This is a genomic window from Caldisericia bacterium (assembly GCA_026414995.1).
Lineage (GTDB): Bacteria > Caldisericota > Caldisericia > B22-G15 > B22-G15 > JAAYUH01.
The window spans coordinates 1-25,085 of sequence record JAOAHY010000001.1 but is presented as its reverse complement, the minus strand read 5'-3'; the positions used below and the strand labels follow the sequence as shown (position 1 = coordinate 25,085).

The window sequence follows — 25,085 nt, the reverse complement described above, 5'->3', positions numbered from 1 at the left end:
AAATGAGAGGGATTCAGATTCAACACCAGGAGATGGTCAAGGAGATGATTATGATTGTGAATCAACAACCCCAGGTGAAATACCACCTCCACCCCCACCACCTCCAACACCCCCTACTCCCCCAACACCACCACCTACTCCGCCATCTCCACCACCACCTCCAACTCCACCAACTCCTCCAACACCTCCAACTCCACCTACTCCGCCACCTGAACCTCTTCCACCAGAACCACCAGAACTTTCAATAATAAAAGAAGGTCTATCAGAAATTTACTGGGGAGAAATAATTACTTATACAATCACATTTAAAAATGAAGGTGGAGATGCTAAAAATGTTAGAGTTGCTGATTCAATTCCTTCATCACTTGAATTTGTTGATGCTTCAAAGGGTTATGAATATAATCAATACACAAGAGTTGTTTCATGGTTGTTTGAAGAGGTAAAAGGTGGAGAAGAGATAACTCTTTGGGTTAAAGTAAAGGTATTAGGAAATTGTGATGATTATATAACAAATAGAGTTTCAATAATTGCTCAAAATTGGGATGGATATAAAGAATCAGAAGTAAAAACTAAAATTAAGTGCATTCAAGTTTATCACCACAACTTCTTCTCAGGTTATCCAGATGGAACATTTAAACCTGAAAATAATATAACAAGAGCAGAAGTTGCATCTTCTGTAGCAAGAGCACTTGGTCTTAAGTGGCTTGAATATGGAAAAGATACAAATCAAATTCCTTTCCCAGATGTTAAACCAACATTCTGGGGTTATGGACATATAGTTGTAAGTTTCCTTGAAAAATTAGTTATAGGTTATCCCGATGGAAAATTTAATCCTAATAGAAAAATAACAAGAGCAGAAGCAGCAGCAATATTCTATAATCTACTTAAACTTAAACCAGAATATCCTCTTACTCCAACATTTAGAGATTTAGATAAAACTCATTGGGCTTATGGAGTTATAGAAGCAGTAGCAAAGATAGGAGTAATTTCAGGATATCCAGATAGAACATATAGACCTGATAAACCAATAACAAGAGCAGAATTTGTAACAATTGCATGTAAAGCACTTGGAAGAGGACCATTTAAAGATACAACATTTAAGAACCCATATCCTGATACTCCAATGTCTCATTGGGCATACTCTTATATTCTTGAATCATCTATAAATCACCTTGTAATTAATCCAAAAAGACAAGAATTACTTATAGAAATACCAAGTAAAAAGATACCAATTTATTCAGAATGGGATTATTCAAAAATAGTTGTTCCAAATTTAGGAGAAACTGTTTTTGCTATAGTTCCAGTTGATGGATTAACACCTCAAGGTAAAGATCCACTTCCAAGAGATGTTATAGTAAGAATAATTAGAAAAGAAGTGCCATAAAAAAGTTTAAAAAATAAATAATTTAAAAAATAATAAAAATAATTTTAACATCAATTATTAAAATTTGTTTTATTGAAAGTTTTTTTAAATTTAGTAAAATTTGAATAAAGGCGGCGTAGCTCAGTTGGTCAGAGCACACGGCTCATACCCGTGGTGTCGTGGGTTCGACTCCCTCCGCCGCCACCATTAAAATGAATATTATCATTAAAGTTAAAAATTTTATTGAAGAAAATTCCCTAATTTTACCTCAAGATAAAATTGTGGTTGCTTTTTCTGGTGGACCTGATTCAACTTTTCTTCTCTATTTTTTAAAAGAAAACTATAATAATCCAATAATTTTAGTACATTTAAATCACCTTTTAAGAGGAGAAGATTCAGATTTAGATGAAATATTTATTAGAAAAGTGTCTCAAAAATTAAAAATTCCTCTATTTGTAAGAAGGTTAAATATAAAAAAATTAAGTGAAGAAAGGAAAAAATCAATTGAAGAAGTTGGAAGAGAGGAAAGATTTAAATTTTTCAATGAAATATTAAAAAGAGAAAACTTTACAAAAATTGCTTTAGCACACAACTTTGATGATAACATTGAATCAATCTTAATGAATTTTATTAGAGGCACAGGGCTAAAAGGTCTTCAAGGAATTTTGCCAAAATGGGGAAATATAATTCATCCAATTTTAATTGTTAAAAGAGAAGAGATTATGAAATATTTAAAAGAAAAAAATTTACAATTTAGAGTTGATAAAACAAATTTAGAATCAATATATCTAAGAAACAAAATTAGAAATGAATTAATTCCCTATATAGAAAAGGAGTATAATAAATCTTTCAAAGAAAAATTGTTTGATTTATCTGAAATAGTGAAATATGATGAAGAATTACTTAATGAAATAACTCAAGATAAAATAAAAGAAGTTTTAAAAAAATTTGATGATTGCTTTTCAATAGAAATTAAAAATTTCAAAAATCTTCATAAATCAATACAGAGAAGAATAATAAGAGAAATTATTAATAATATAGGAGAGGATTTAAGAGAATTTTCAGTTAAAAATATTGATGATGTTATTAATTTAATAAATAAAAAAAGTGGAAAAGAGATAATTTTATCAAAAGAACTAATTGCAAGAAGAGAAAAAGATGTAATAATTATTGAAAAAATTTCTACTAATTTTAAAGATTATTTAATTGAAATTAATGAATTAGGTGAAGTTAAAAAAGATGGTTTAAAAATTACATTAAAACTAATAGACAAGATGGAAAAGGTTAATAATCCTTTTGAAGCATATTTTGATTTTGATAAAATTTCTTTTCCTTTATATATAAGACCTCCAAAATTTGGAGAAAAATTTACTCCACTTGGGCTAAAATTTTCAAAAAAATTACAAGATTTTTTAACAGATTTAAAGGTTCCAAAGAGTGTAAAATGGAAAATACCAATTCTTTCTGATTCAAAAAGTGATATACTATGGATTATTGGATTAAGAATTAATGAAAACTATAAAGTTAGTGAGATGACAAAAAGAGTTTTATATATTACAATAGAATTGGAGGACAATGAATGGATAAAGATATACAAAAGATTCTTATAAAAGAAGAAGAGATTAAAAAAAGAGTAAAAGAACTTGCAAAAGAATTAAGTGATTTTTATAAAGATTTATTTCCACACTTAATTTGTATTTTAAAAGGAGCAACAATCTTTCTCTCTGATTTAGTAAAAGAGATGAATATTTATCTTTCTCTTGATTTCATGGGAATTTCATCTTATGGTGCATCAACAAAAAGTTCTGGTATAATTAAGATAACTAAGGATCTTGATCACTCAATAGAAGGAAGACATGTATTAATAGTTGAAGATATTGTAGATACAGGGTTAACTTTGTCTCACTTAAGAGAATTACTCTCCTCAAGGAAACCTCTATCACTTCAAACTGTTTCTCTTTTGAATAAAAAAGTAAGAAGAATTAAAGAAGTGCCTATTGAATTTTATGGCTTTGAAGTTCCAGATGAGTTTGTTGTTGGATATGGTCTTGATTTTAATGAAAAATATAGAAATCTTCCTTATATCTGTGTCTTGAAACCAGAAGTTTATATGTATGAGGTGATGAAGTATGAAAAAAGGTAACAACATTTTCAATATAATTAGAAGCATTTTACCAATTATATTAATGATAATTTTTGTATATTTTATTTATAGTTTCTATTCTGGTTCTTCAAGCATAACCTCATCTGAAAAAATTTCATATACTGAATTTATTTTAAAAGTTAAAGATGGAAGAGTTAGAGATATTACAATTGATGGACAAAATGTTACTGGAACATACACAGATGGTTCAAAATTTACAACTGTTTTACCACCTTTTGATGATCCAAATTTACCAAATTTGCTCATTGAAAAAGGAGTTAATGCAACTATAAAACCAACCTCAAATAGTGGCACATGGTGGTATGTTCTTACAAACATTGGTTCAGTTATACTTCTTATATTTTTCTGGATGATAATGATGAGAGCATTATCAGGTGGAGCAAACTCTCAAGTTTTTAACTTTGGAAAAAGTAGAGCGAGATTATTTATTGAAAATAAACCAAAAATAACATTCAACGATGTAGCAGGTTTAGAAGAGGTTAAAGAAGATTTACAAGAAGAAATAGAATTTTTAAGAAACCCAAGAAAATTTGCAGCTCTTGGTGCTAAAATTCCAAAAGGTATTCTTCTAGTTGGTCCACCTGGATGTGGAAAAACTCTTCTTGCAAAAGCAGTTGCAGGTGAGGCAGGGGTTCCATTTTTCTCTGTATCAGGTTCTGAATTTGTTGAGATGTTTGTTGGAGTTGGTGCAGCAAGAGTAAGAGACCTATTTAATGAAGCAAAAAAATATGCTCCATGCATAATATTTATTGATGAAATAGATGCAGTTGGAAGACAAAGAGGCGCAGGTCTTGGCGGTGGACATGATGAAAGAGAACAAACCCTAAACCAACTTCTTGTTGAAATGGATGGTTTTGATCCAAATAGTGGAATAATTGTTATTGCAGCAACAAATAGACCAGATATTTTGGATCCAGCACTCTTAAGACCCGGAAGATTTGATAGAAGAATTGTTGTAAATTATCCAGATGTTAAAGAAAGAGAAGCGATTTTAAAAATTCACACAAGAAATAAACCACTTGGACCTGATATAAATTTAATAACTCTTGCTAAAAGAACAGCAGGATTTACAGGAGCAGATCTTGAAAATTTAGTAAATGAAGCAGCACTTCTTGCAGCAAGAAGAAATAAAAGATTTATAACAATGGATGAACTTGAAGAGGCAATTGATAGGGTTATAGCAGGTCCACAAAAGAAAACAAGAGTTGTTTCTGAAGAAGAAAAAAGAATAATTGCTTTTCATGAGACAGGTCATGCAGTTGTTGCAAATATGCTTCCAGGTTCAGATCCAGTTCATAGAATTTCAATTGTGTCTCGAGGTATGGCTCTTGGATACACTCTTCAACTTCCAGAACAAGAAAAGTTTTTAAGAACAAAAGAACAACTTCTTTCTGAAGTAACAACTCTCCTTGGTGGAAGAGCAGCAGAAGAACTTTTCACAAAAGATAAGACAACTGGTGCTGAAAATGATTTGAGAAGAGCAACAGAGATTGTTAGAAAAATGGTAACTGAGTTTGGAATGAGCGAAAGATTAGGGCCACTTACATTTGGAAGAAAAAGTGAATATGTTTTTTTAGGAAGAGATATTGCTTCAGAAAGAGATTATTCAGAACAAATTGCATATGAAATTGATAAAGAAGTAAGATATATTGTTGAAGAGTGCTATGAAAGAGCAAAGAATATTTTAAAAGATAATGAAGAAGGAGTTCATAAGGTTGTTGAAGTTTTACTTGATAAAGAGACAATAGAAGGAGAAGAGTTAAAGAAAATACTTGAAGATATAAAGAAAGAGAAAGTTGCTTAAAGTTATAAGTTTAGACCTCTGGGATACAATCATTGAAGATAGAGAAGACCTTGAGGAGAAGAGGGGAGAGATAAGAATAAAAAAATTATATGAATATCTCTCCCCTCTTAATATTTCATATGAAGAAGCAAAAGAAGCCTATAATAAGATGAGTGAGTGGCTTTTTTCAGTTCAGAGAAAAACTTTAAGAAGCATAAATACTGAAAAACAGATATGTTATTTTTTTAAACTGTTTGAAATGACAATAAATGAAGTTGTTTTAGAAGACATAAAAAATGTATATGAAACAGCAATTTTTGATATTCCTCCACCATTAATTGATGGAGTAGAAGATTTCATTAAAAAATTAAAAGATTTAAAATTAAAACTTTGCATTTTATCAGACGCTGGAAGAACTCCTGGATGGGCTTTAAGAGAAATCTTAAAAAGATTTTCTCTTTTAGATTATTTTGATAAAACATTTTTTTCAGATGAAATTGGTTTTGTTAAACCTAATAAGAAGAATTTCCAAAAAATTTTAGATGAGTTTAATGTTGAGAAAAAGGAAGTTTTACATATAGGGGATAATTTTGAAAAAGATATAATTGGGGCAAAAAATTTTGGGATAAATTATATTCATTTTACAAAAGGGCAAGAAAAGAAAGACAATTTTTCAGGTAAAAATTTTGATGAGATATACAAAATAATTTTGGAAAATTTTTCAATTGAAAAGAGTTTATTTTGATTAACCCATTGACCTTTGGTCAATAAGCCCTCTTGTTCTTGCAATTTTAAGTGAAAAATTAAAGAATAGAAAAATAACCAAAAAATAAACAAAATTTTCTAAAGCAAGAAGTGAAGTCATTTGATTTATTGTAAAATTTTTAAATGCTTCATTCCATCCACTTCCTAATAAAATTATTCTCATTCCATCCATCCAGATTGTTTGTGGTATAAAAATTCCAATTTTACTCAAAAAAGAAGGAAGAGTATCTATAGGAAAAATTGCACCTGTTAAGAGAAGAAAAACACCAGTTGCGCTTTGAGTTAAAAACCAGCCTTGTCTTGAGATTAAAAAGTTTACACCAGCAAAAAAGTATCCTATTATAAAAAGAGAAAGCGTGCCAAGAATTATAAATATAGGAAGATAAATATACCAAAATGGAATTAAAGAAAAATTTACTTTAAGAAGAAGAGAACCTGTTATTAAAATAATAATTGCTGAAACTGTTGTTGTTATATATTTTGCAAAACCTCTTCCTGTTAAAAATAAAAATAAACTTATTGGAGATATATAAACATATTTTAAAGTTTCATAATATTCTCTATCATCAATAACTGTCCATGCTATTCCAAAAAGTACATTTGCAGTATAAAGGTGAAGAGCATTTCCAATTAGAAGATGAGGTATATATTCAGGAAGTTGATTTCTTGTAATTATAACAAACATTATTATTAAAATAAAAGCACTTGATAAAGGTTTTGCAAGAGAATATATTATAAACAAAAATGGATCTGTCCAGTTGCTTTCAATTTTCCATCCAAGTAGAAATGATGCCTTAAAATCGTTAAAAATTTTTCTAATTATTCCCATCTTATTGTAAGTTTCCCCTCCTTTCTTGCAAGATATTCCATTTTCTTTAGGTAGTAATAAGCAAGAAAAAGATAGATCACTGTTAAAATTCCAAGAATTGTAATTTCAATTTTTACATTTAAAAATCCAAAAAGAGCTCCTTGCCTAAAAATAAGTTGCCTTATTCCATCTAAACCAAGAGTTAAAGGAATAATTGATGAGAAAAATCCAGTGATTCCTAAAAATTTAATTGGAAAATACATTCCACTTGCAAGATAAACTGGCTCTTGGAAAAATTCTGATAAGTGCCATGCTTCTCTTCCCCAAATAAGATAAAGTGATGCTAGTGTCATTCCAAGACCATAAAGAGCAGATAAAGTTAAAAAGAAAACAAGAATTAGTTGAGGAATATTTATAAAACTAAAATCAAGTTTAAAAATAATAGTTCCAACAGTAAGTGTTGCAAGTGCTCTTAAAGAGGTTGAAAACATTCCACCTATACTCATTCCAAATAAAATTGCCATAAGAGATATTGGACTCATAATATAATGTTGAAGATTGCCACTCATTCTTTCCCAATATAATTGTGATGCCATATCCCAAAGTACATTTAACCAGAAAGCGCTCATAGCACCACCAAGAACTGCAAAGCCTAAAAAATCTTTACTTGCTCCAAGATATTTATATAAAAGTCCATAAGCAATAACAGAAAGAAGTGGTAAAACTACATCTGCAATAACCCAAGAATATTCTCTATTTGCTGCAATTATTCTTGGATATGCTCTTCCTTTAATTGCCCTTAAATTTCTAATTAGATACTTCTTCATCTTTAAATTCCCTTCCTACAATTTCAATAAATACATCTTCAAGTGTTGGCTCTCTTTTTCTAAATGAAAGAACATTAAATCCTTTATCTTTTAAGAAATTAAATACATCAACAATACGATTTTCACTCTCAATTTGAAACTTAATTTCTAATTTTCCATCTTTTACAGGATTCACAAAAAATTTTGTTGTATAAGGAATTGAATCAAGTTTTAAATATTCACTTCTTGCTACTTCAACTGAATAATAAACTCTATCTTTTAAAATATTCTTTAAGTTTTCTGGAGTATCAAGAGCATATATTTGCCCATTATCAATAATTGCTATTCTATCACACAACTCATCTGCTTCATTAAGATAGTGTGTTGTAAGTAAAATTGTTCTTCCAGGTTTTTCTTTAATCCAAGATTTTATAAAATTTCTAACTGTTCTTGCAACTTGAACATCAAGACCAAGAGTTGGCTCATCAAGGAAAAGAACTTCTGGATCAGAAAGTATACCTCTTATAAAATTCATCTTTTGTCTCATACCTGTTGAGAGATTACTTATTTTTGTATTTGCTTCTTCTTTAAGATCAAAAATTTCAAGATATTTTTCAATTTCTTTTTTTGCTATTTTTGATGGAATTCCATAAAATTGTGAAAACATCCAAAGATTTTCTTTTACAGTTAAAATTCCATAACCAGCCCACTCCCCTCCACTTACCATATTAATTTTTTCTCTTATTTTTAAAGTATCTTTTTCAACATCAAATCCTAAAACATATGCCTTTCCAGTTGAGGGTAGAAGAATAGTTGTAAGAATCTTTATAAGTGTTGTTTTTCCAGCACCATTTGGTCCTAAAAGACCAAAAATTTCTCCCCTTCCAACCTCAATATTTATATTCTTAAGTGCTTCAATCACTCTTTTTCCCTTTTTATAAGTTCTTCCAAGTTCAATTGTCTTAATTGCAAAATCTTTATTCATAGTTAATCTCCTTTAAAGGATAACTACAATATTATATCAGGAAATCTTTTTTCTGCTAATGTGAAAAATTAATTAGATTTAAGCCATCTTTTAATTCTCTTTTTAATACCAAATTTGATTCAAGAATTACCATTTCTATAAATGTATGAACTTTACCATCAAATAGATGTCCACCAAAACTTCTTTTATCTTTATCACCCAAATTTATATGTATATGAAATGGATAATTTTCATTATTTATTAAAAATCCACTCATGCTTAAAAGTTCAAATGGACCTTTTAAAATTTCTTTTTCATAAGAGACATTTTTACCATCATAATAACCATAAGCAATTTCTATATCTTTAACCATTCCAGTTGAAGATAAAATAATTCCAGTATTTAAAACTTTTTCTTTTAAAATTAGTTTTTCTAAATTCTCTTTTATACTTTCCTCTTTTTCAATTAAAACAAAAATCAAATTACCATCTTTTTTATATTTCATATAGAAAAAAACCTCCAACATAATATTATACCTCTAAACCATTTTACTTTTGTGTCTGATACGAAATTAACATGTTACAAAGGTACTGACACGAAATTAACATAGTTGACAAAAATTTATGTAGTGGTATATTTATGATTTAATTTTAGGAGGTGAGATAAATGGATAAAGCCGATGTATTAAAGCTTGTAAAAGAAAAAAATGTGGTTTTTATAAGGCTTCAGTTTACAGACATTTTAGGAATTCCAAAAAATGTTGAAATTCCATCTTCAGAACTTCCTTCAGCACTTGAAAATGGTATTTTGTTTGATGGATCATCAATAGAAGGTTTTGTAAGAATTCAAGAGTCAGATATGCTTCTTTATCCAGACCCAAATACATTTGCAATTCTTCCATGGACTGTTGGCGGAGGAACTGTTGCTCGTCTAATTTGTGATGTATTAAACCCAGATGGAACTCCTTTTGAAGGTGATCCAAGATATGTTCTTAAAAAAGAGATGGAAAAAGTAAAGAATGAGTTTGGATATGTTTTAAATGCAGGACCAGAGGCAGAATTTTTCTTATTTAAAAAAGATGATAAAGGAAGACCAACAACAATAACTCATGACCATGGAAGTTATTTTGATTTACTTCCAATTGATCTTGGAGAAAAGGTAAGAGAAGAGATTGTAACAACATTAAAAGAGATGGGTTTTGAGGTTGAAACAGCACATCATGAAGTTGCAGAAGGACAACATGAAATTGATTTTAGATATTCTGATGCATTAAGAACAGCTGATAATGTAATTACATTTAAACTTGTAACAAAAACAATTGCATTAAAATATGGTCTTCATGCAACATTTATGCCAAAACCAGTTTTTGGAATAAATGGTTCAGGAATGCATACACACCTATCTTTATTTAAAAATGGAGAAAACATTTTCTATGACAAAAATGGAAAATATGAACTATCAAAAGAAGCGCTCTATTTTATTGGTGGAATTTTAAAACATGCTAAAGGAATTACTTTTATTGCTAACCCAACAGTTAATTCTTATAAAAGAATTGTTCCAGGTTATGAAGCACCAGTTTACATTTCTTGGGCATTGAGAAATAGATCTGCTTTAATTAGAATTCCTGCAGCAACAGGAATTGCAAGAAGAATTGAGTTTAGATCACCAGATCCATCTTGTAATCCTTACCTTGCTTTTGCTGTTATTCTTGCTGCTGGAATTGATGGAATAAAGAATAAAATCGATCCAGGAGAGCCAACAAATATTGATATATACACAATTAGTGATGAAGAAAGAAAAAAACTTGGAATAGAAAGTTTACCTGGAAGTTTAATGGAAGCAATGGATGAATTTCTAAAAGATGATGTTTTAAAAAATGCATTATCAGAGCATGTAATTGAAAAGTTAATAGAAGCAAAAAAGGAGGAGTGGGATAGTTTTAGAATTCATATTACAGATTGGGAGATAGATAGGTATTTAGAGATTTATTAAAAATTTAAATAAATTTTTCCTTTAATTTAGGTTTATAACCATTTATAAACTCTTTTGCCCCCATCTCTTTTTTTCCCTCAATTTTAATAATTTTAGGGATTAAAACTTTATCTTTTGTTTTAATTCCAAATGAGTTTTTGTCTACAAAGACAATCTCTCCAGGTTCACCTTCAAAAAAATCATCAATAATTAAAGCATCTAAAATTTTTACTCTTTTTTCTCTAAAAAAAGAGTATGCACCTGGTTCAAAAGATAGTGCGAGAATTTTTCTTCTTAAGTAATCTCCCTCCATTCTAAAATCTAATTTTTCAAAATCGCTCTCAAATTTTGGAGCAAAAGTTGCCTCTCCTTTTTGTTCAATCCAGACATCTTTTCCATTCTCAATAATTTTTATTGCTTCAATTAAAATTTCTTTTCCAGATTCAATTAATTTTTTTGATAAATTTGAATAGTTATCATTTTCATCAACAAAAATCTCTTTCTGAATTAAAATTGGTCCTGCATCAACTTCACTTGTTAATTTAATTATTGTTATTCCACTCTTTTTTTCGCCATTTAAAATTTGCCATCTTATTGGATTTGGACCTCTATATTTTGGTAAAAGAGATGGATGAACATTTATTATTCCTTTTGGAAAAATATTTAATAAACTTTGAGGTATAATTTTTCCAAAAGATACAACAACACCAATATCTCCTTTATTTTTTTCAATTATGTCTAAATAATTTTTGAATTTATCAACTTCAATAAAATTTAATTTATTTTCTTTTGCAAAAGTCTTTGTTGGTGTTTCTTCTATTTTAAGACCTCTTCCTTTTGGTTTATCAGGTGTTGTAATGATAAGATTTATTTCATAACCTTTATTATATAACTCCTCTAAAAATGGAAGTGAAAAAAAATCAGACCCAAAAAATGTTATTTTCATTAAACTCTATTTAAAAGTTCCTCAGGAACTTTATACCCCTCTTCAATTCTAAGTGTTTTTATATCTTTTATCCTATCTATAAAAAGTATTCCATCTAAGTGATCTATCTCATGTTGAATTATAACAGCAGGAAGCCCCTCTTTTTCTATCTCTATTTTCTTTCCAGTTAAAGAGAGTCCTGATACCAATATTTTGTTTGATCTTTCTACATCTCCATATACACCAGGTATAGAAAGACAACCTTCTTCAATTACAATTTTTCCATCTTTTTTTATAATTTTAGGGTTAATAATTGTATGTATTTTATCTTCATCTTTATAGATAATAACTCTTAAAAGTTCTCCAATTTGGGGAGCAGAAAGACCAACTGCTGGTATTTCACTTTTGTTTAAAACTTTTTTCATTTCTTCAACAAGTTTTTCTATATATTTATCAACCTTTTTAACAGGTTGAGATTTTTTTCTTAATATAGGATTACCTATTAAAATAATATCTCTCATTCAAAACTCCTTAATTCTTACAATCTTTTCATATTTAATTTTATCAAAAATTTTATCAAATTTGAAAAAATTTTTCGTTTTTATTTTTAATGTTCCATCAGAATAATATATTTCATCATCATTTTCCTTTAATTTTATTAATTCATCATAATAATTTTTTTGAACATCTTCTATGACAATATATTTATAATAAGGTGGAAATTTTGTCTCTTTTCTTCTTTTTAGTTCTTCATTTATAAAAAGATTTAGATTTCTTTCTTTAAATGCCTTAAATACAATGTTATTTGGAAATCTTGTTTGTATATAAACCTTTCCATTTGATACAATTGAATCTTCTAAAACTCTCAATAAAAGATAAAAAATATTTTCAAATGAGTCATATTCTGGAAAATTTAACATAAAATCTATATCAAGAAATATAAATATAAATTCATTTATTTTTTTTAAAAGAGATAAAATTAGTTGAGTTCCAATTATAATATCTCCATTCAAAATAAACTCATTTACTATTTCTTTTCTTTTTTTCTCGCTTCCTTTTGTTATCCATTCATCAAGTTGAAATATTTTTTTATCATAAAAAATCCTTTTTAATCTCTCTTTTACTCTTTCAATTCCAGGACTTGAAAATCTCATAGAAAAACCACCACACTCAGGGCATATATCAAAAGGAAATTTTTCATAACCACATATTTTACATATTAACTTCCTTTCTTCTTTAAAAAATGTTAATGGAACTTTATCTTTTGGACATTTTGCAGTGTATCCACACTCATCGCAAAATAGATATTGATAATAACCTTTTCTTGGATAAAATATAAAAATTTTTCTATTTTTATTTTTTAAAATTATATTTTTTAAATATGGTGAAATTAGCCTTTCAGAATCTCTATAAATAATTTCAATATTTTTTAAACTAATTTTCTTTTTAATTTCATTAAATTTTTCTTTTTTTGATGTTATTAATGCTTCAAAAGAAGGGTAAAAAGAGCCAATTAAAATTTTAATATTTTTCTCATTTATATATGTTTTTGAAAGATCTAAAATTTTAAGGGAAAGTAAATCTTCAAGATTTTTAAAGCTTGATTCATTTTCAATTATGAGTAAATTTTCGTTTAGAGGAAGTAAAAGAGAAATTGTTGTACCAAATAGAACCTTTAATCTATCTTCATTTATATCTTTTAAAATTCTTTCTCTTTCATTTTTACTCTCTTCTCCTGTTATTTTTTCTGAAATCTTTTTAATTTCATCTGGAATAAATTTATAAAACTCTTCTAACTCAATTTTTTCAGGAAAAATTATCTTTATTTTTTTGTTCTTCGACACATAAGATTTAATTAAATCAAGATAATAATTCCATCTCTCTTTATATGTATAACCGTAAAGAAGTGTGTTTTCTTCAATTAAAATTTCTTTTATATTTTCAAATTTCATCTCTTTATTTTTACTTAATTCTTTTTTTCTCTCTTTTTGAAATTCATAAGTTTTTACTATGACACCTCTTTTTATTAAATCATTTATAACATTTGATGAGAAAAATTTTTTGAGTAATCTTAATTTAATCTCTCCTTCATTTTCAAGAAGGAAACTTAAAAGTTCAATTTTTCTTTTTTCTCTTGGAGAGATATGCTTCTCGAATTCTGAATCAATAAGTTTTATTATCTCTTCTCCTTTTTTACTTTTTCCAAGGGGAAGAATTTTTTTTAAATAATTTGAGACTGGTGCAAAATATTTCTCTTTTAATTTAAATAAAACTTTTATTCCACCTTCATCAATAATTTTAAAATCTGAAACAAGATCAATTATTTCTTTTAAATTTTCTTGTTGACCCTCCCAAATTTTTATAATTATTCCCTTTTTTAATTTATTTCCCCTTCCAAACGGAACAAAAACTCTTTTACCAACTTCTACTTTTTGAACAAATTTTTCAGGAATTAAATATGAGTAAAGGGGTAAATCTTTTCCTTTTAATGGAACATCTTCTATTAAAACATCAGCAATTTTACTCAAGAAGCGATTTGAAGAGTGGCACAAGATCGAGTTTTTCCCAAGGATATTCTTCCCATCCAAAGTGTCCATAACATGCAGTTTTTCTATAAATAGGTTGTCTTAAATTTAATTTATTTATCATTCCAAGAGGTGTAAAATCTATTTTTTCTTCAATGAATTTCTCAAGTTTTTCATCATCTATTTTACCTGTTCCAAATGTATCAACAAAAAGAGCAACAGGTTTTGCTTTTCCTATTGCATAAGCAACTTGTATTTCTACCTTTTCTGCGATGCCTGCTGCAACTATATTTTTTGCAACATATCTTGCCATGTATGATGCACTTCTATCGACCTTTGTTGGATCTTTTCCTGAAAAGCAACCCCCTCCATTTTTTGCCATACCACCATATGTATCAACAATCGTTTTTCTTCCAGTGAGACCAGTATCACCCTTTGGCCCACCAATGACAAATCTTCCAGTTGGATTTATAAAATATTCTGTTCCTTGAAGCATATTTTCTGGAATAACATTTTTTATTACAACTTCAATTAGCTCATCTCTTAGTTTTTCAAGAGGAATTTCTGGATCATGTTGTGCAGATAAAACTATTTTTGTTACTCTTTTAGGTTTTCTTTCATTATATTCAACTGTTACTTGAGATTTACCATCTGGTCTAAGATAAGTAAGTATTCCATTTTTTCTTACTTCTGCTAATCTTTTACATAATTTATGAGAAAGCATTATTGGCATTGGCATATATTCAGGAGTTTCATTTGTTGCATAACCAAACATAATTCCTTGATCTCCTGCTCCCAGAGTCTCTTCCATTTCTCCCTCTTTTGACTCAAGGGCTTTATTAACCCCTAAGGCAATATCAGGAGATTGCTCTTTAACTGAAACAATCACTCCTACACTTTCATAATTGAAGCCATACCCTTCTTTATCATATCCAATATCTTTTATTACATTTCTTACAATTTCTTGAAAATCTAACCTTGCTTTTGTTGTAATCTCTCCAGCAACATGAACTAAACCTGTTGTTGCAATAACTTCACAAGCAACTCTTGAATATGGATCAACTTTTATGCATTCGTCTAAAACAGTGTCTGCTATTTGATCACAAACTTTATCTGGGTGTCCTTCTGTTACAGATTCAGATGTAAAAAGATATTTTCTCATAATAATACCTCCTTATTCATGTACTCTGGGAGAAGACAACCTTCTTATCTCCCAGGCATTTATTGAGCCTGCTGGATTTGGCACCTTATGCTTTTGAAGCACAGGTTGCCGGGCTTCACAGGGCCAGTTCCCTCCACCTCTCTTGATAAGAAGGCTCTTTAAAAATTATATAGATTTTTCTAAAATTTTCAACCATGTTAATTTATTGCCAATACTATATTAATATGTTGCTTTGGTTTCTGACACAAAATAATATGTTAATAGAAGATATTAGATTTCATTCTAAATCAAATATGTCAATTATTTTATCATTTTCAAATTTTAAATTTCTTAATTTCCTAATAAAAATTTTTTCTTTTGTATAAAATTTTAAGTTTTCATATAAATCTCTTAATGAAAAATTTTTATTTAAAATCAATTTCTTTCCTAAATTTGACTCTTCTTGTAAAAAAATTAATTCCCCTAAATCTAAATAATTTATATTACCACCTCTTTCTTTTTTTATCCTAAATTTTCCTAAATCAAGATTCTTAAAAACCTCACCTATTAATTCAATTTCAAAGTGAGTTATCAAAGATGAAATAGACTTTGAATTTAAATTTACCTTTTTTATTCTTTTTATAATTAAATCTTTATCAATTCCCTTTTTTAAATTATTGAAAATCTCTTCTATTTGAACATCATGATTTAAATAAAAATCAAAAATTTCACTTTCACTTGGAATACCAAGAGGTATTGCAGGTGAAAAATCCATTTTTGGTTTTGGATTAAAACCAGAAGTAAAATTTATAGGAAGTTCACTTCTTCTTAAAACCCTTTCAATATATCTTATCATATCTAAATTTGATAAAAATATAAAAATTCCATTTTTTATATATTCAACCCTTATTCTTGTCATAAATTAAAACACACTCCACAAGAAGTGCACTTTTCAAAGTCCATAAAGCAAGGTTCTGTAATTTCTCCCTTTTTACTTTTTTCTCTTTCTGAAATTAAAAAACTTTTATTTATTCCAATATCAATGAATTCCCAAGGAAGGGTTTCGTTTAAATCAAAGCCATTTAAAACTTTATCAATTATTTTAAATTTTTTTCTTTTTATAATTTCTTCCCAAATTTCAAAATTAAAATTTTCTCTCCAATTTGAAAATCGCTCTCCCATTAAGAATGCTTCATATACTAATTCACTTAACTCTTCATCTCCTCTTGATAAAATTGCTTCAATAAATGATTCTTCCCAACCTCTGTAATTAAGATTAACTTCTTTTAAGCCACTTTTTATAATTTGGATTTTTTTAATATATTCCTCTTTTGAAATGAATGGCTCCCATTGAAAAGGTGTAAATGGTTTTGGAATAAATGGATTAATGGAAATTGAAAGTTTTATTTTACTATTTTCAATTTTAATTTTCTTTATTAGTTCATTTATTCCAAAAATATCTTCCTCATCTTCATTAGGAATGCCAACAAGAAAATAAAGTTTTATCTTTTTATAACCTCTTTTAACAGCTTCTTTTATTACTTCAAAAATCTCCTCATCTTTTATAGGTTTATTCATCACTCTTCTAATTTTTTCTGTGCCACCTTCAGGTGCAAAAGTAAGTGTTACTTTTCTTCCAGTATCAATTAAATCAAGAAGTTTTAAAGAAAAATTATCAATTCTTAATGAAGGAAGAGAAATTGTTATTTTTTTATCTTTTAATTTCTCTTTGAGATTTATAAGAAGTTCTTCAATTTTCGAATAATCTGTTGTTGAAAGAGATAAAAGAGATATCTCCTCATATCCAGTACTTATTATTGTTTTATCAATAATCTCTAAAATCTTATCAACACTTCTTTCTCTTCTTGGTCTTTTTTCCATTCCTGAAATGCAAAATCTACAACCTCTATCACATCCTCTAAATATCTCCACAACCCCTCTATCATGAATCACCTGAATATATGGAACAAGTGGTTTTTCAGGATAAAATGAGTTATCAAAATCTTTTATTAATCTCTTTTTAATCTTCTTTTTACCAAATTTTGGAACAAAGACCCCTTCAATTTCATTTATTTTTTCAAGAAAATTATCTTTGTTTATATCAATGTTATCAAGAATTTCATTTACAACCTCTTCTCCTTCACCAATTACAAATGCATCAAAAAAAGGTGCAATAGGGAGTGGATTTAAAGTTATAGGACCTCCACCTAAGACTATTGGAAAATTCTCTCTTTTATTAGAAAAAATTTCTAACCCTCCCAATTTTAATATATTTAAAACATTTGTAAAATCTAATTGCGATTGCAAACTAAAACCTAAAATGTGAAAATTTTTTAATGGTGATCTTGTTTCAATAGAAAAAAGAGGAATTCCTTTTTCTATAAGATAATTTTCAAGATCTAAATTTGGTGAAAAAAGCCTCTCGCAATATGTATCTTCTCTTTTATTTATAAGATGATAAAGAAGAATTATTGCAAAAGAAGAAATCCCGACCTCATATAGGTCGGGATAAATTAATAAAAATCTTTTTTTGTTTTTTGGGTCTTTATAAATTGAGTTCCATTCTTTTCCTAAATATCTTAATGGTTTCTCAAAATTAAGAAAAACTTCATCCTTTAACATCAACAAACTCTTTTCTCACCTCTTTAATTTTAAATAGAGCCAAGACAAAAACTATAAAAAGAAAGCCATTTAAAAGAGAAACAATAATGTTAAATGGAATGTTTATTGTGTAAATGTAAATCCAAAGTTCTCTTGTTCCTATTTGAGTAAATAGAGGAACAAAAATTAAGTTTGAAGGAATCATAACAATAACTCTTACAACTGTACCAGCAAGAATAGGAATAATATAGTTTATAGGAAATGCCAATTTTTTAAATTTTTTAAAAATTAATCCAGCAACAAAAACAAATGGTGCAACAGCAAGAAAATTCATAAGAGAACCTATTATTCCACTTTCCTGTTTTGTAAAATAAAAAAGAATAACTTTTACTAGAGTTACTAAAACACCCATAATTGGTGAAATAAAATATGCTGCAAAAAGAGTGAAAATTTCTGATGGGTCAAATTGAAGATATGGTGCAGATGCAAAGATAGGAATTTGAATAAAGTACATTGAAATAAAAGATAAGGCAGCAAGTAAAGCACCAAAAACTAAGTCTTTAGTTTTTTTTCTCATCTTATCCCTCCTTTTTGCTTCGGGGAGGGAACCTTCTCCCATCCGGACTTTCACCGTCGGCTCGGGAATCTCACCCAAATCTGCAACATCTTCTATTTGAAGAAGAGTTGCTCGTGGGCTAAGGTTGAGTTTTTAAAAACTCAACCTATTACCACCGGTAGGGAATTCCACCCGACCCCGAAGGTTTTATATAGTATAACTTTTATAATTTTAGCATAAAGAAGATTTTTCAATCAATTTTGTTTAAATAAACACTACCATTAGATGTTTTAATTACTAAAATATCACCTCCATTATTTAACTTCCCCTTTAAATATGTATCTTTTAATGTATCAATTTTAATATCAAGGTTTTTTATATCTATCTTTCCATTTGATGTTTCAATTTCAATATTTAAATTAAGATCACTTTTTAAATTTACATAAACTGAACTATTTGAAGTTAAAAATTTTGCGCCACCTTCTTTTAAAGATAATAAATCAACCTCTATTTTTCCATTAGAAGTTTTAAGATCGCCTACCTTTTTTACTCTTTTTATTTCAATCACACCATTTGATGTTTCACCAGAAATAACAAAATCACATCCATCAACTAATATTTTTCCATTTGAAGTATAAAGATTTGCTGAACCAGATATATTTATTAACTCAATTCTACCATTTGATGTATCACATCTTAAATTTCCAATGTGATTTGTTACCTTTATAAACCCATTAGAACTTTTTAGTGATGAGTCACCTTTTAAATCAACAATTTCAATGCTTCCATTTGAAGTAATTATATCTTTTAAAATAATCTTTTCAGGTACTTTTATATTATAGGTAACAGAAATTTGAGGATTCTCTTTTAATTTAACTGATTTAATTTTTATATCACCATTCTTTTCAATTTCAATTTTTACTTTATTTAATTCACCTTTTCCAATCAAACTCTTTTTTTCAGCAAATATTGAGATTTTATTTTCATTCCATTTTGTTATAGTTACACTACCATTAAAATTATCGATTGAAAGATATTTTTCATTCTGAATTTCAAATTCATCTTTAAATTCTTCAACAAATGGTGTTGGAATTTTTTCAATACATGAAGCATAAACAAAAATTAACCCAATTAAAAGTAAAACCAAAATTTTCTTCAACCTTACCTCCTTACCATCTTACTTTTGTGTCAGGCACCTTTTTATCATGTTAATTTTGGTGTCAGGCACAAAATTAACATTTATTTATTTAATATGTGAATTGCCTCACCTATTGATGCTTTTGAAGCTTCCATTATAACTTCTGAAAGAGTTGGATGTGGATGAATTGTGTCACCAATATCTTTAAGAGTCAAGCCACACTCAATTGCAACTGCAATTTCAGAAATAAGAGATGAGGCTTCAGGTCCAACAATTTGTCCTCCAATTATTTTTCCACTACTTTTATCTCCAATAATTTTTACTAATCCATCTGTCTCATTCATTGAGAGAGCTTTTCCATTTGCAGAAAAAGGAAACTCACCAACCAAAACTTCAATTCCTCTCTCTTTTGCTTCTTCTTCAGTTAAACCTACTGATGCAATTTCAGGTTTAGAAAAAATAACCCAAGGAATAACATCATAATTTATTTTTAAATCTTTACCTGAAATTATTTCTGCAACAATCTCGCCCTCTTTAAATGCTTTGTGAGCAAAAAGTTGACCACCTACAATATCACCTATGGCATAAAAATTATCAACATTTGTTTTAAGTTGATCGTTAACAACAACTCTTCCTTTATCTATATTTATTCCAACAACATCTAAACCAATATTTTCGCTGTTCAATTTTCTTCCAATTGATAAAAGAACTTTATCACTTTCAATAACTTCTCCACTATCAAGAGTTGAATAAACCTTTTCATCTTTTACTTCAACTTTTTCAATTTTTTTACCTAAAATAACTTTTATACCTTTTTTTGTTAATAATCTTTCAATTAAACTTGAGATCTTTTTATCTTTAAGAGTTGGAACAACTTGTGGCATCATTTCAACAATAGTTACATTTGAGCCAAATATTTTATAAAAATTAGCAAATTCAATTCCAATTGCACCAGCACCAACAATTAAAATATTTTCTGGGATTTCTCTTAAATTAAGAGCATCATCTGAATTCAAAACAAACTTATGATCTACCTCAATTCCTCTTAACTCTCCTGGTTCAGATCCAGTAGCAATTATTATATCTTTTCCTTTAACTATTTCTTTATCATTTTCTCTTAAAATTTCTACAACACCTTTATCTATAATTTTTCCTATTCCTTTTTTAACTGTTATTTTTCTTGATTTTAAAAGATATTCAACGCCTCCAACAAGTTTTTTTACAACTTTCTCTTTATAATTATGTATTTCGTTTATATCAAAACTTACATCTCCTACTTTTATTCCAAATGTTTGTGAATTTTTTGCTTTTGAGTAAATTTCAGCAGAATAAAGAATTGCTTTTGTTGGAATGCAACCTCTATTTAAGCAAGTTCCACCTACCTCTCTTTTTTCAATAAGGCAAACCTTTTTTTGAAGGTCAGAAAGTCTTATTGCTGCAACATATCCACCAGGTCCACCACCAATTACAATAGCATCAAACTCTTCCATTTTTCACCTCAGAAGTTTAAAAAATTTTTACAATTGAATTATATCTTAATTTAAAATTCTATTTTGGATATGTTATTATAACAATTTGGTTTTTTGAATCCCACTCAACACTGCATCCTAAATTTTCAGCAACAAATCTTACAGGAAGAAGTGTTCTTCCATCTTTAATTATTGGTACAACTTTAGGGTTATTTGGATCAATTTGAGTATCTTTTCCATTTACTTTTGCTATATTTTTTCCAATCCAAAGTTCAATTTTTGTCTCTTTTAATAAAACAACCACTTTTTTCTCATTTCCATCCCAACTAACCTCTGCTCCAAGTGGTTCAGCAATCCATCTTATAGGAAGTAAAGTCCTTCCTTCAATTATTAAAGGTGGAACATCTATTACTTTTTGTGAATCATTTACAAACATTGTTTTATCTCCAATTTTTAACTTCAAAACAATTTTTTGAGTTGGTTGTGTTATTACATCAACCTTTTTTAAAACAATTACTCCACTCCCTCTATCAGAATGCCTTGCATTAAAATTATCATCATTTGAGAGAGCCCATATAATTTTTATCTCTTTATCAAATTTTAACAAAGCATCATATTTATCTTTTGTGTCAAGTGGTCTTCTAAATTCAATAATTGTGTATCCACTCTTTTCTTCTCCTTTTATATCAAATATATTTGTTTTTCCACCAAGTGATGTGTCTTCTGGATGTGGTCCATAAAGACCAGTTGAATATGCATCAAAAGCATATACATTTCCTTGAACAACATAACCTATAACCATATCTGCATCTTTCATTGCCTGTGTTGGTTCAAAACCAATTGAGACATATCCTAAAGTTTTCCCCTCAATTCTAAAATAGACATCTTCACCAACAATCTTATAATATAATTTAAATTTATCACCACTCTGAAAAGCTAAAACCCAATCATTACTTGAAATTGCAATTTTAAAGAATATAAGAGTAAATATTGTAATAAATAATAAACTAATAAATCTTTTCATAACTTACCTCCTTTTTAAAATTATATCAAATTTATAAAAATTGAATTTATACTATAAACTTTTTTGTTATATAATTAACAATAGGAGATTAAAATGAAAAATATATTTTTAATACTTTACTTTGCATTTCTTTTTCTCGACCTTCTTTTTGTTAACTTTAAACTTTTTAATAAAAGAATTTTTTCAAAAACACTTCTTATGCCAATTTTACTTCTTTATTACATTTTTAGTGCAAAAAACATAAATTTTCTTTTAATTTTTGCTCTTATATTAAGTTTTTTTGGAGATACTTTTCTTCTTTTTGAAACCAAAAAAACATATTTTAAATTTGGTCTTTTCTCTTTTCTTCTCTCTCATATTTTTTATCTATTAACATTTTTAATTTCATTAAACTTTTTAAAAGAAGGTGTTCCATTTTATATTTTTATCTTTATTGTTCCATATTTAATTTATGGTTTTACTTTTTATAAAAAACTGTTCCCTGAAATTGAAGATGTAAAAAAAGAGATTTTAATTTATATAATTGTGATAAGTTTAATGAGTTTTTTTACTATTCCCAGATTTTACCTTTTCTCATTAAAAAATTCTCTTTTAATTTTTATAGGATCAATTCTTTTTATAATTTCTGATTCACTTTTATCTCTTCAAATTTTTAAAGGAAAAGTAAAGAAAAATTCAATTTTAATTATGCTAACTTATGGTTTAGCACAATTTTTAATAATTTCGGGATTTATTATCTAAAATATATATGGAGGTTGAAATGGCTGAGTATTTAGAAGAGTTTCATGAAAAATTTGGTGATGAGGGGTTAAAAAGGTTAAAAGCAATAAAGAGTAAGGGAGTTCACAATTTTATAGAGAATTTTTTAAAAATTTTAAATCCTAAAAAAGTTTATGTTTCAATTGGAACAGACGAAGACAAAGAATATGTAAAGAGAAGAGCAATTGAAGAAAAAGAAGAAGAGCCGCTTAAAATTCAAAATCACACAATTCACTTCGATGGTTATTATGATCAAGGAAGAGATAAGAAAAATACAAAATTTATGGTTTCTTTAGATACAGATCTTGACCCTGATCTAAATCTTATTTTAAGAGAAGATGGCGAAAAAGAGTTAAACGAACTAATGAAAGATATATGTAAAGATAGAGAAGTATATATTTTGTTTAAAACTCTTGGTCCAAAAAACTCAATTTTTACAATTCCATGTATTCAAATAACTGACTCTCCCTATGTTGCTCATTCTGAAAATCTTCTTTATAGAGATGGATATGAGGATTTTTTGAAATTAAAAGATGAAGATGAATTTTTTAGATTTGTCCATTCTGAGGGAGAATTAGATGAAAATAGAACTAGTAAAAATATAGATAAAAGAAGAATTTATATTGATGTTGATAAAAGAATTGTTTACTCTGTAAATACTCAATATGGTGGAAATTCAATTGGTTTAAAAAAATTAGCACTTAGATTGGCAATAAAAAAAGCATATATTGAAGGTTGGCTTTGTGAACATATGTTAATTGTTGGAATAAATGGGCCAAACGGAAGAGTAACTTATCTTACTGGTGCTTTCCCCTCTTTATGTGGAAAAACTTCAACTGCAACGCTTATGGGAGAAAGACTTGTTGGAGATGATATTGCTTTAATTAAAAATGTAAATGGAGAACCAAAAGCAGCAAACTTTGAAAAAGGGATGTTTGGAATAATTATGGGAATTAATTCCAAAGATGATCCATATATTTGGGAAGTTTTAAACTCTCCTTACGAAGTCATATTTTCAAATGTTTTAAAACTTCCAGATGGTTCAGTTTATTGGATAGGAAAAGATGGGGAAGTTCCAGAAAGAGGATATAACCATTCTGGAGAGTGGTTTAAGGGAAAGAAAGATAAAGAAGGAAAAGAGATAGATCCATCTCATAAAAACGCAAGATTCACATTTGAATTAAAAAACCTTAAAAATTGTGATCCTATTCTTGAAAATCCAGAAGGAGTTGTTATCAAAGGTTTTATTTATGGAGGAAGAGATTCTGACACTTGGGTTCCTGTTTGTGAAGCATTCAATTATCAACATGGCATTATATTAAAAGCTGCATCTCTTGAATCTGAAACAACTGCTGCAACTTTAGGAAAAGAAGGAGTTAGAGAATTTAATCCAATGGCAAATCTTGATTTCTTATCAATTCCAATTGGAAAATATATTCAAATGAATCTTAATTTTGGAAAAAATCTTAAAGCCCCTCCAAGAATTTATGGAGTTAATTACTTTTTAAAAGATAAAGAAGGAAATTGGCTTAATGATAAATTAGACAAAAAAGTTTGGCTTAAGTGGATTGAATTAAGATGTAATGGAGATATAGGTGGAGTTGAAACACCAGTTGGAATTATTCCAAGATATGAAGACTTAAAGAGACTTTTTTCAGAGGTTCTTTTAAAAGATTATTCAAAAGATGATTATATAAAACAATTCACAATAAGAGTTCCTGAAAATTTATCAAAAATTGAAAGAATTGAAAAAATTTACAGAGAAAAAGTAAAAGATACTCCAGAAATAGTTTTTGTTGAATTAAATCAAGAAAAAGAAAGATTAATTAAATCAAAGGAGAAATTTGGAGATTATATTAATCCTTTTGAATTTGTAAAATAATTTTTAGATAAATAAATTCCTAGGAGGTTTAATATGGGAATATGATGAAACAGAATTTTTAAAACCATTAATTTCATTTATAAGTAAATTTTTTTCAGTATTAATAATAATTTCTTCTTTATTTAGCCTTATTTTTGGTGTATCTCTTTATGTTTTAGGCTCTATTTATGATGATGTAAAATTAATTAAAAGAAAAATTTTTAACTTAGATTTAATAAATTTTGGAGGTAAAAATGGATAAAGAAATGGAAATTTTAAAGAAATTAATAGCTAATCGATTAGATGGGTTAACTAAAAGTTCTTTTAAGGGTAAATCTAAAGATGTTTTAAATAAACTTATTAAAGATGGCTTTGCAAAAATAGTTAAAGTTAATCGTGGTGAAAGAGTTTTTATTTCTGAGAAAGGGGAAATAGAGTATATAAATAAGATTAGTAAAGATG

General features: G+C 27.9%; 23 protein-coding genes, 1 tRNA gene and 2 riboswitches. Of the genes, 10 read left to right on the top strand and 14 right to left on the bottom strand.

Features of this window, described 5'->3' with window-relative positions; genetic code table 11:
* The 6 genes from N3D74_00120 to N3D74_00095 all read left to right on the top strand — a co-directional run.
* On the top strand, positions 1 to 1,384 hold a 1,384-nt coding region (locus tag N3D74_00120), incomplete at its 5' end, for an S-layer homology domain-containing protein (GenBank protein MCX8094589.1).
* A gap of 109 nt (positions 1,385 to 1,493) precedes the next feature.
* Positions 1,494 to 1,570 (top strand) — tRNA-Met (locus N3D74_00115).
* Positions 1,571 to 1,575: 5 nt separating this feature from the next.
* Positions 1,576 to 2,973 carry a tRNA lysidine(34) synthetase TilS gene (gene tilS, locus N3D74_00110; protein MCX8094588.1) on the top strand — a complete coding sequence of 466 codons (1,398 nt, stop codon included), beginning with the start codon at positions 1,576 to 1,578 and terminating at the stop codon, positions 2,971 to 2,973.
* Positions 2,943 to 3,506: a hypoxanthine phosphoribosyltransferase gene (hpt, locus tag N3D74_00105; GenBank protein MCX8094587.1), complete on the top strand. Its 564-nt coding sequence runs from the start codon at positions 2,943 to 2,945 to the stop codon at positions 3,504 to 3,506. The genes tilS and hpt overlap by 31 nt, the downstream gene beginning before the upstream one ends.
* On the top strand, positions 3,493 to 5,331 hold the full coding sequence (gene ftsH / locus N3D74_00100) for an ATP-dependent zinc metalloprotease FtsH (GenBank protein MCX8094586.1): 1,839 nt from the start codon (positions 3,493 to 3,495) through the stop codon (positions 5,329 to 5,331). Before hpt ends, ftsH begins: the two co-directional genes overlap by 14 nt.
* On the top strand, positions 5,324 to 6,055 hold the full coding sequence (locus tag N3D74_00095; GenBank protein MCX8094585.1) for an HAD family hydrolase: 732 nt from the start codon (positions 5,324 to 5,326) through the stop codon (positions 6,053 to 6,055). Before ftsH ends, N3D74_00095 begins: the two co-directional genes overlap by 8 nt.
* On the opposite strand, the gene N3D74_00090 is transcribed toward N3D74_00095, so the two are convergent.
* From N3D74_00090 to N3D74_00075, 4 genes are read right to left on the bottom strand one after another with little or no spacing between them, the layout of a single operon-like run.
* Positions 6,056 to 6,904, bottom strand: coding sequence for an ABC transporter permease (locus tag N3D74_00090; protein ID MCX8094584.1), 849 nt, complete (start codon positions 6,902 to 6,904; stop codon positions 6,056 to 6,058).
* A complete protein-coding gene (locus N3D74_00085) occupies positions 6,895 to 7,710 on the bottom strand; it encodes an ABC transporter permease (GenBank protein MCX8094583.1) in 816 nt (271 codons plus the stop codon). Before N3D74_00085 ends, N3D74_00090 begins: the two co-directional genes overlap by 10 nt.
* Positions 7,691 to 8,674: an ABC transporter ATP-binding protein gene (locus N3D74_00080; protein ID MCX8094582.1), complete on the bottom strand. Its 984-nt coding sequence runs from the start codon at positions 8,672 to 8,674 to the stop codon at positions 7,691 to 7,693. Before N3D74_00080 ends, N3D74_00085 begins: the two co-directional genes overlap by 20 nt.
* 55 nt (positions 8,675 to 8,729) lie before the next feature.
* Positions 8,730 to 9,158, bottom strand: coding sequence for a DUF296 domain-containing protein (locus tag N3D74_00075; protein ID MCX8094581.1), 429 nt, complete (start codon positions 9,156 to 9,158; stop codon positions 8,730 to 8,732).
* A 161-nt stretch (positions 9,159 to 9,319) separates the two neighbouring features.
* Here N3D74_00075 and glnA point away from each other — a divergent pair, with 161 nt between their 5' ends.
* Positions 9,320 to 10,645 (top strand): type I glutamate--ammonia ligase, encoded by a 1,326-nt coding sequence (glnA, locus tag N3D74_00070; GenBank protein MCX8094580.1) that lies wholly within the window; start codon positions 9,320 to 9,322, stop codon positions 10,643 to 10,645.
* A 4-nt stretch (positions 10,646 to 10,649) separates the two neighbouring features.
* On the opposite strand, the gene fmt is transcribed toward glnA, so the two are convergent.
* The 10 genes from fmt to N3D74_00020 form a co-directional block, all read right to left on the bottom strand.
* Entirely contained in the window at positions 10,650 to 11,570 is a 921-nt protein-coding gene (fmt, locus tag N3D74_00065; GenBank protein ID MCX8094579.1) for a methionyl-tRNA formyltransferase, read from the bottom strand.
* Positions 11,570 to 12,070 carry a peptide deformylase gene (def, locus tag N3D74_00060; protein MCX8094578.1) on the bottom strand — a complete coding sequence of 167 codons (501 nt, stop codon included), beginning with the start codon at positions 12,068 to 12,070 and terminating at the stop codon, positions 11,570 to 11,572. The genes fmt and def overlap by 1 nt, the downstream gene beginning before the upstream one ends.
* Entirely contained in the window at positions 12,071 to 14,077 is a 2,007-nt protein-coding gene (locus N3D74_00055) for a hypothetical protein (protein MCX8094577.1), read from the bottom strand. It abuts the gene before it with no gap.
* On the bottom strand, positions 14,070 to 15,236 hold the full coding sequence (gene metK, locus N3D74_00050; protein MCX8094576.1) for a methionine adenosyltransferase: 1,167 nt from the start codon (positions 15,234 to 15,236) through the stop codon (positions 14,070 to 14,072). Before metK ends, N3D74_00055 begins: the two co-directional genes overlap by 8 nt.
* Before the next feature lie 41 nt (positions 15,237 to 15,277).
* A riboswitch (SAM riboswitch) is annotated at positions 15,278 to 15,388 on the bottom strand.
* A 125-nt stretch (positions 15,389 to 15,513) separates the two neighbouring features.
* Complete coding sequence (locus N3D74_00045; protein MCX8094575.1) at positions 15,514 to 16,134, bottom strand: TIGR03936 family radical SAM-associated protein; 621 nt, start codon at positions 16,132 to 16,134, stop codon at positions 15,514 to 15,516.
* On the bottom strand, positions 16,131 to 17,837 hold the full coding sequence (locus N3D74_00040; protein MCX8094574.1) for a radical SAM protein: 1,707 nt from the start codon (positions 17,835 to 17,837) through the stop codon (positions 16,131 to 16,133). The genes N3D74_00045 and N3D74_00040 overlap by 4 nt, the downstream gene beginning before the upstream one ends.
* Positions 17,824 to 18,393, bottom strand: a complete 570-nt coding sequence (locus tag N3D74_00035; GenBank protein MCX8094573.1) for an ECF transporter S component — start codon at positions 18,391 to 18,393, stop codon at positions 17,824 to 17,826. Before N3D74_00035 ends, N3D74_00040 begins: the two co-directional genes overlap by 14 nt.
* A gap of 26 nt (positions 18,394 to 18,419) precedes the next feature.
* A riboswitch (FMN riboswitch) is annotated at positions 18,420 to 18,582 on the bottom strand.
* Positions 18,583 to 18,622: 40 nt separating this feature from the next.
* The gene (locus N3D74_00030; GenBank protein ID MCX8094572.1) at positions 18,623 to 19,531 is read right to left on the bottom strand and encodes a hypothetical protein; all 909 of its coding nucleotides are present in this window, start codon (positions 19,529 to 19,531) and stop codon (positions 18,623 to 18,625) included.
* Positions 19,532 to 19,611: 80 nt separating this feature from the next.
* Positions 19,612 to 21,000 (bottom strand): dihydrolipoyl dehydrogenase, encoded by a 1,389-nt coding sequence (lpdA, locus tag N3D74_00025; GenBank protein ID MCX8094571.1) that lies wholly within the window; start codon positions 20,998 to 21,000, stop codon positions 19,612 to 19,614.
* Positions 21,001 to 21,058: 58 nt separating this feature from the next.
* Positions 21,059 to 22,003 (bottom strand): stalk domain-containing protein, encoded by a 945-nt coding sequence (locus tag N3D74_00020; GenBank protein MCX8094570.1) that lies wholly within the window; start codon positions 22,001 to 22,003, stop codon positions 21,059 to 21,061.
* Between the two features lie 93 nt (positions 22,004 to 22,096).
* Here N3D74_00020 and N3D74_00015 point away from each other — a divergent pair, with 93 nt between their 5' ends.
* The 3 genes from N3D74_00015 to N3D74_00005 all read left to right on the top strand — a co-directional run.
* Positions 22,097 to 22,744 (top strand): lysoplasmalogenase, encoded by a 648-nt coding sequence (locus N3D74_00015; protein ID MCX8094569.1) that lies wholly within the window; start codon positions 22,097 to 22,099, stop codon positions 22,742 to 22,744.
* A 19-nt stretch (positions 22,745 to 22,763) separates the two neighbouring features.
* Entirely contained in the window at positions 22,764 to 24,644 is a 1,881-nt protein-coding gene (locus tag N3D74_00010) for a phosphoenolpyruvate carboxykinase (GTP) (GenBank protein MCX8094568.1), read from the top strand.
* 233 nt (positions 24,645 to 24,877) lie between these two features.
* The coding region (locus tag N3D74_00005; protein MCX8094567.1) for a hypothetical protein at positions 24,878 to 25,085 on the top strand (208 nt) is incomplete at its 3' end.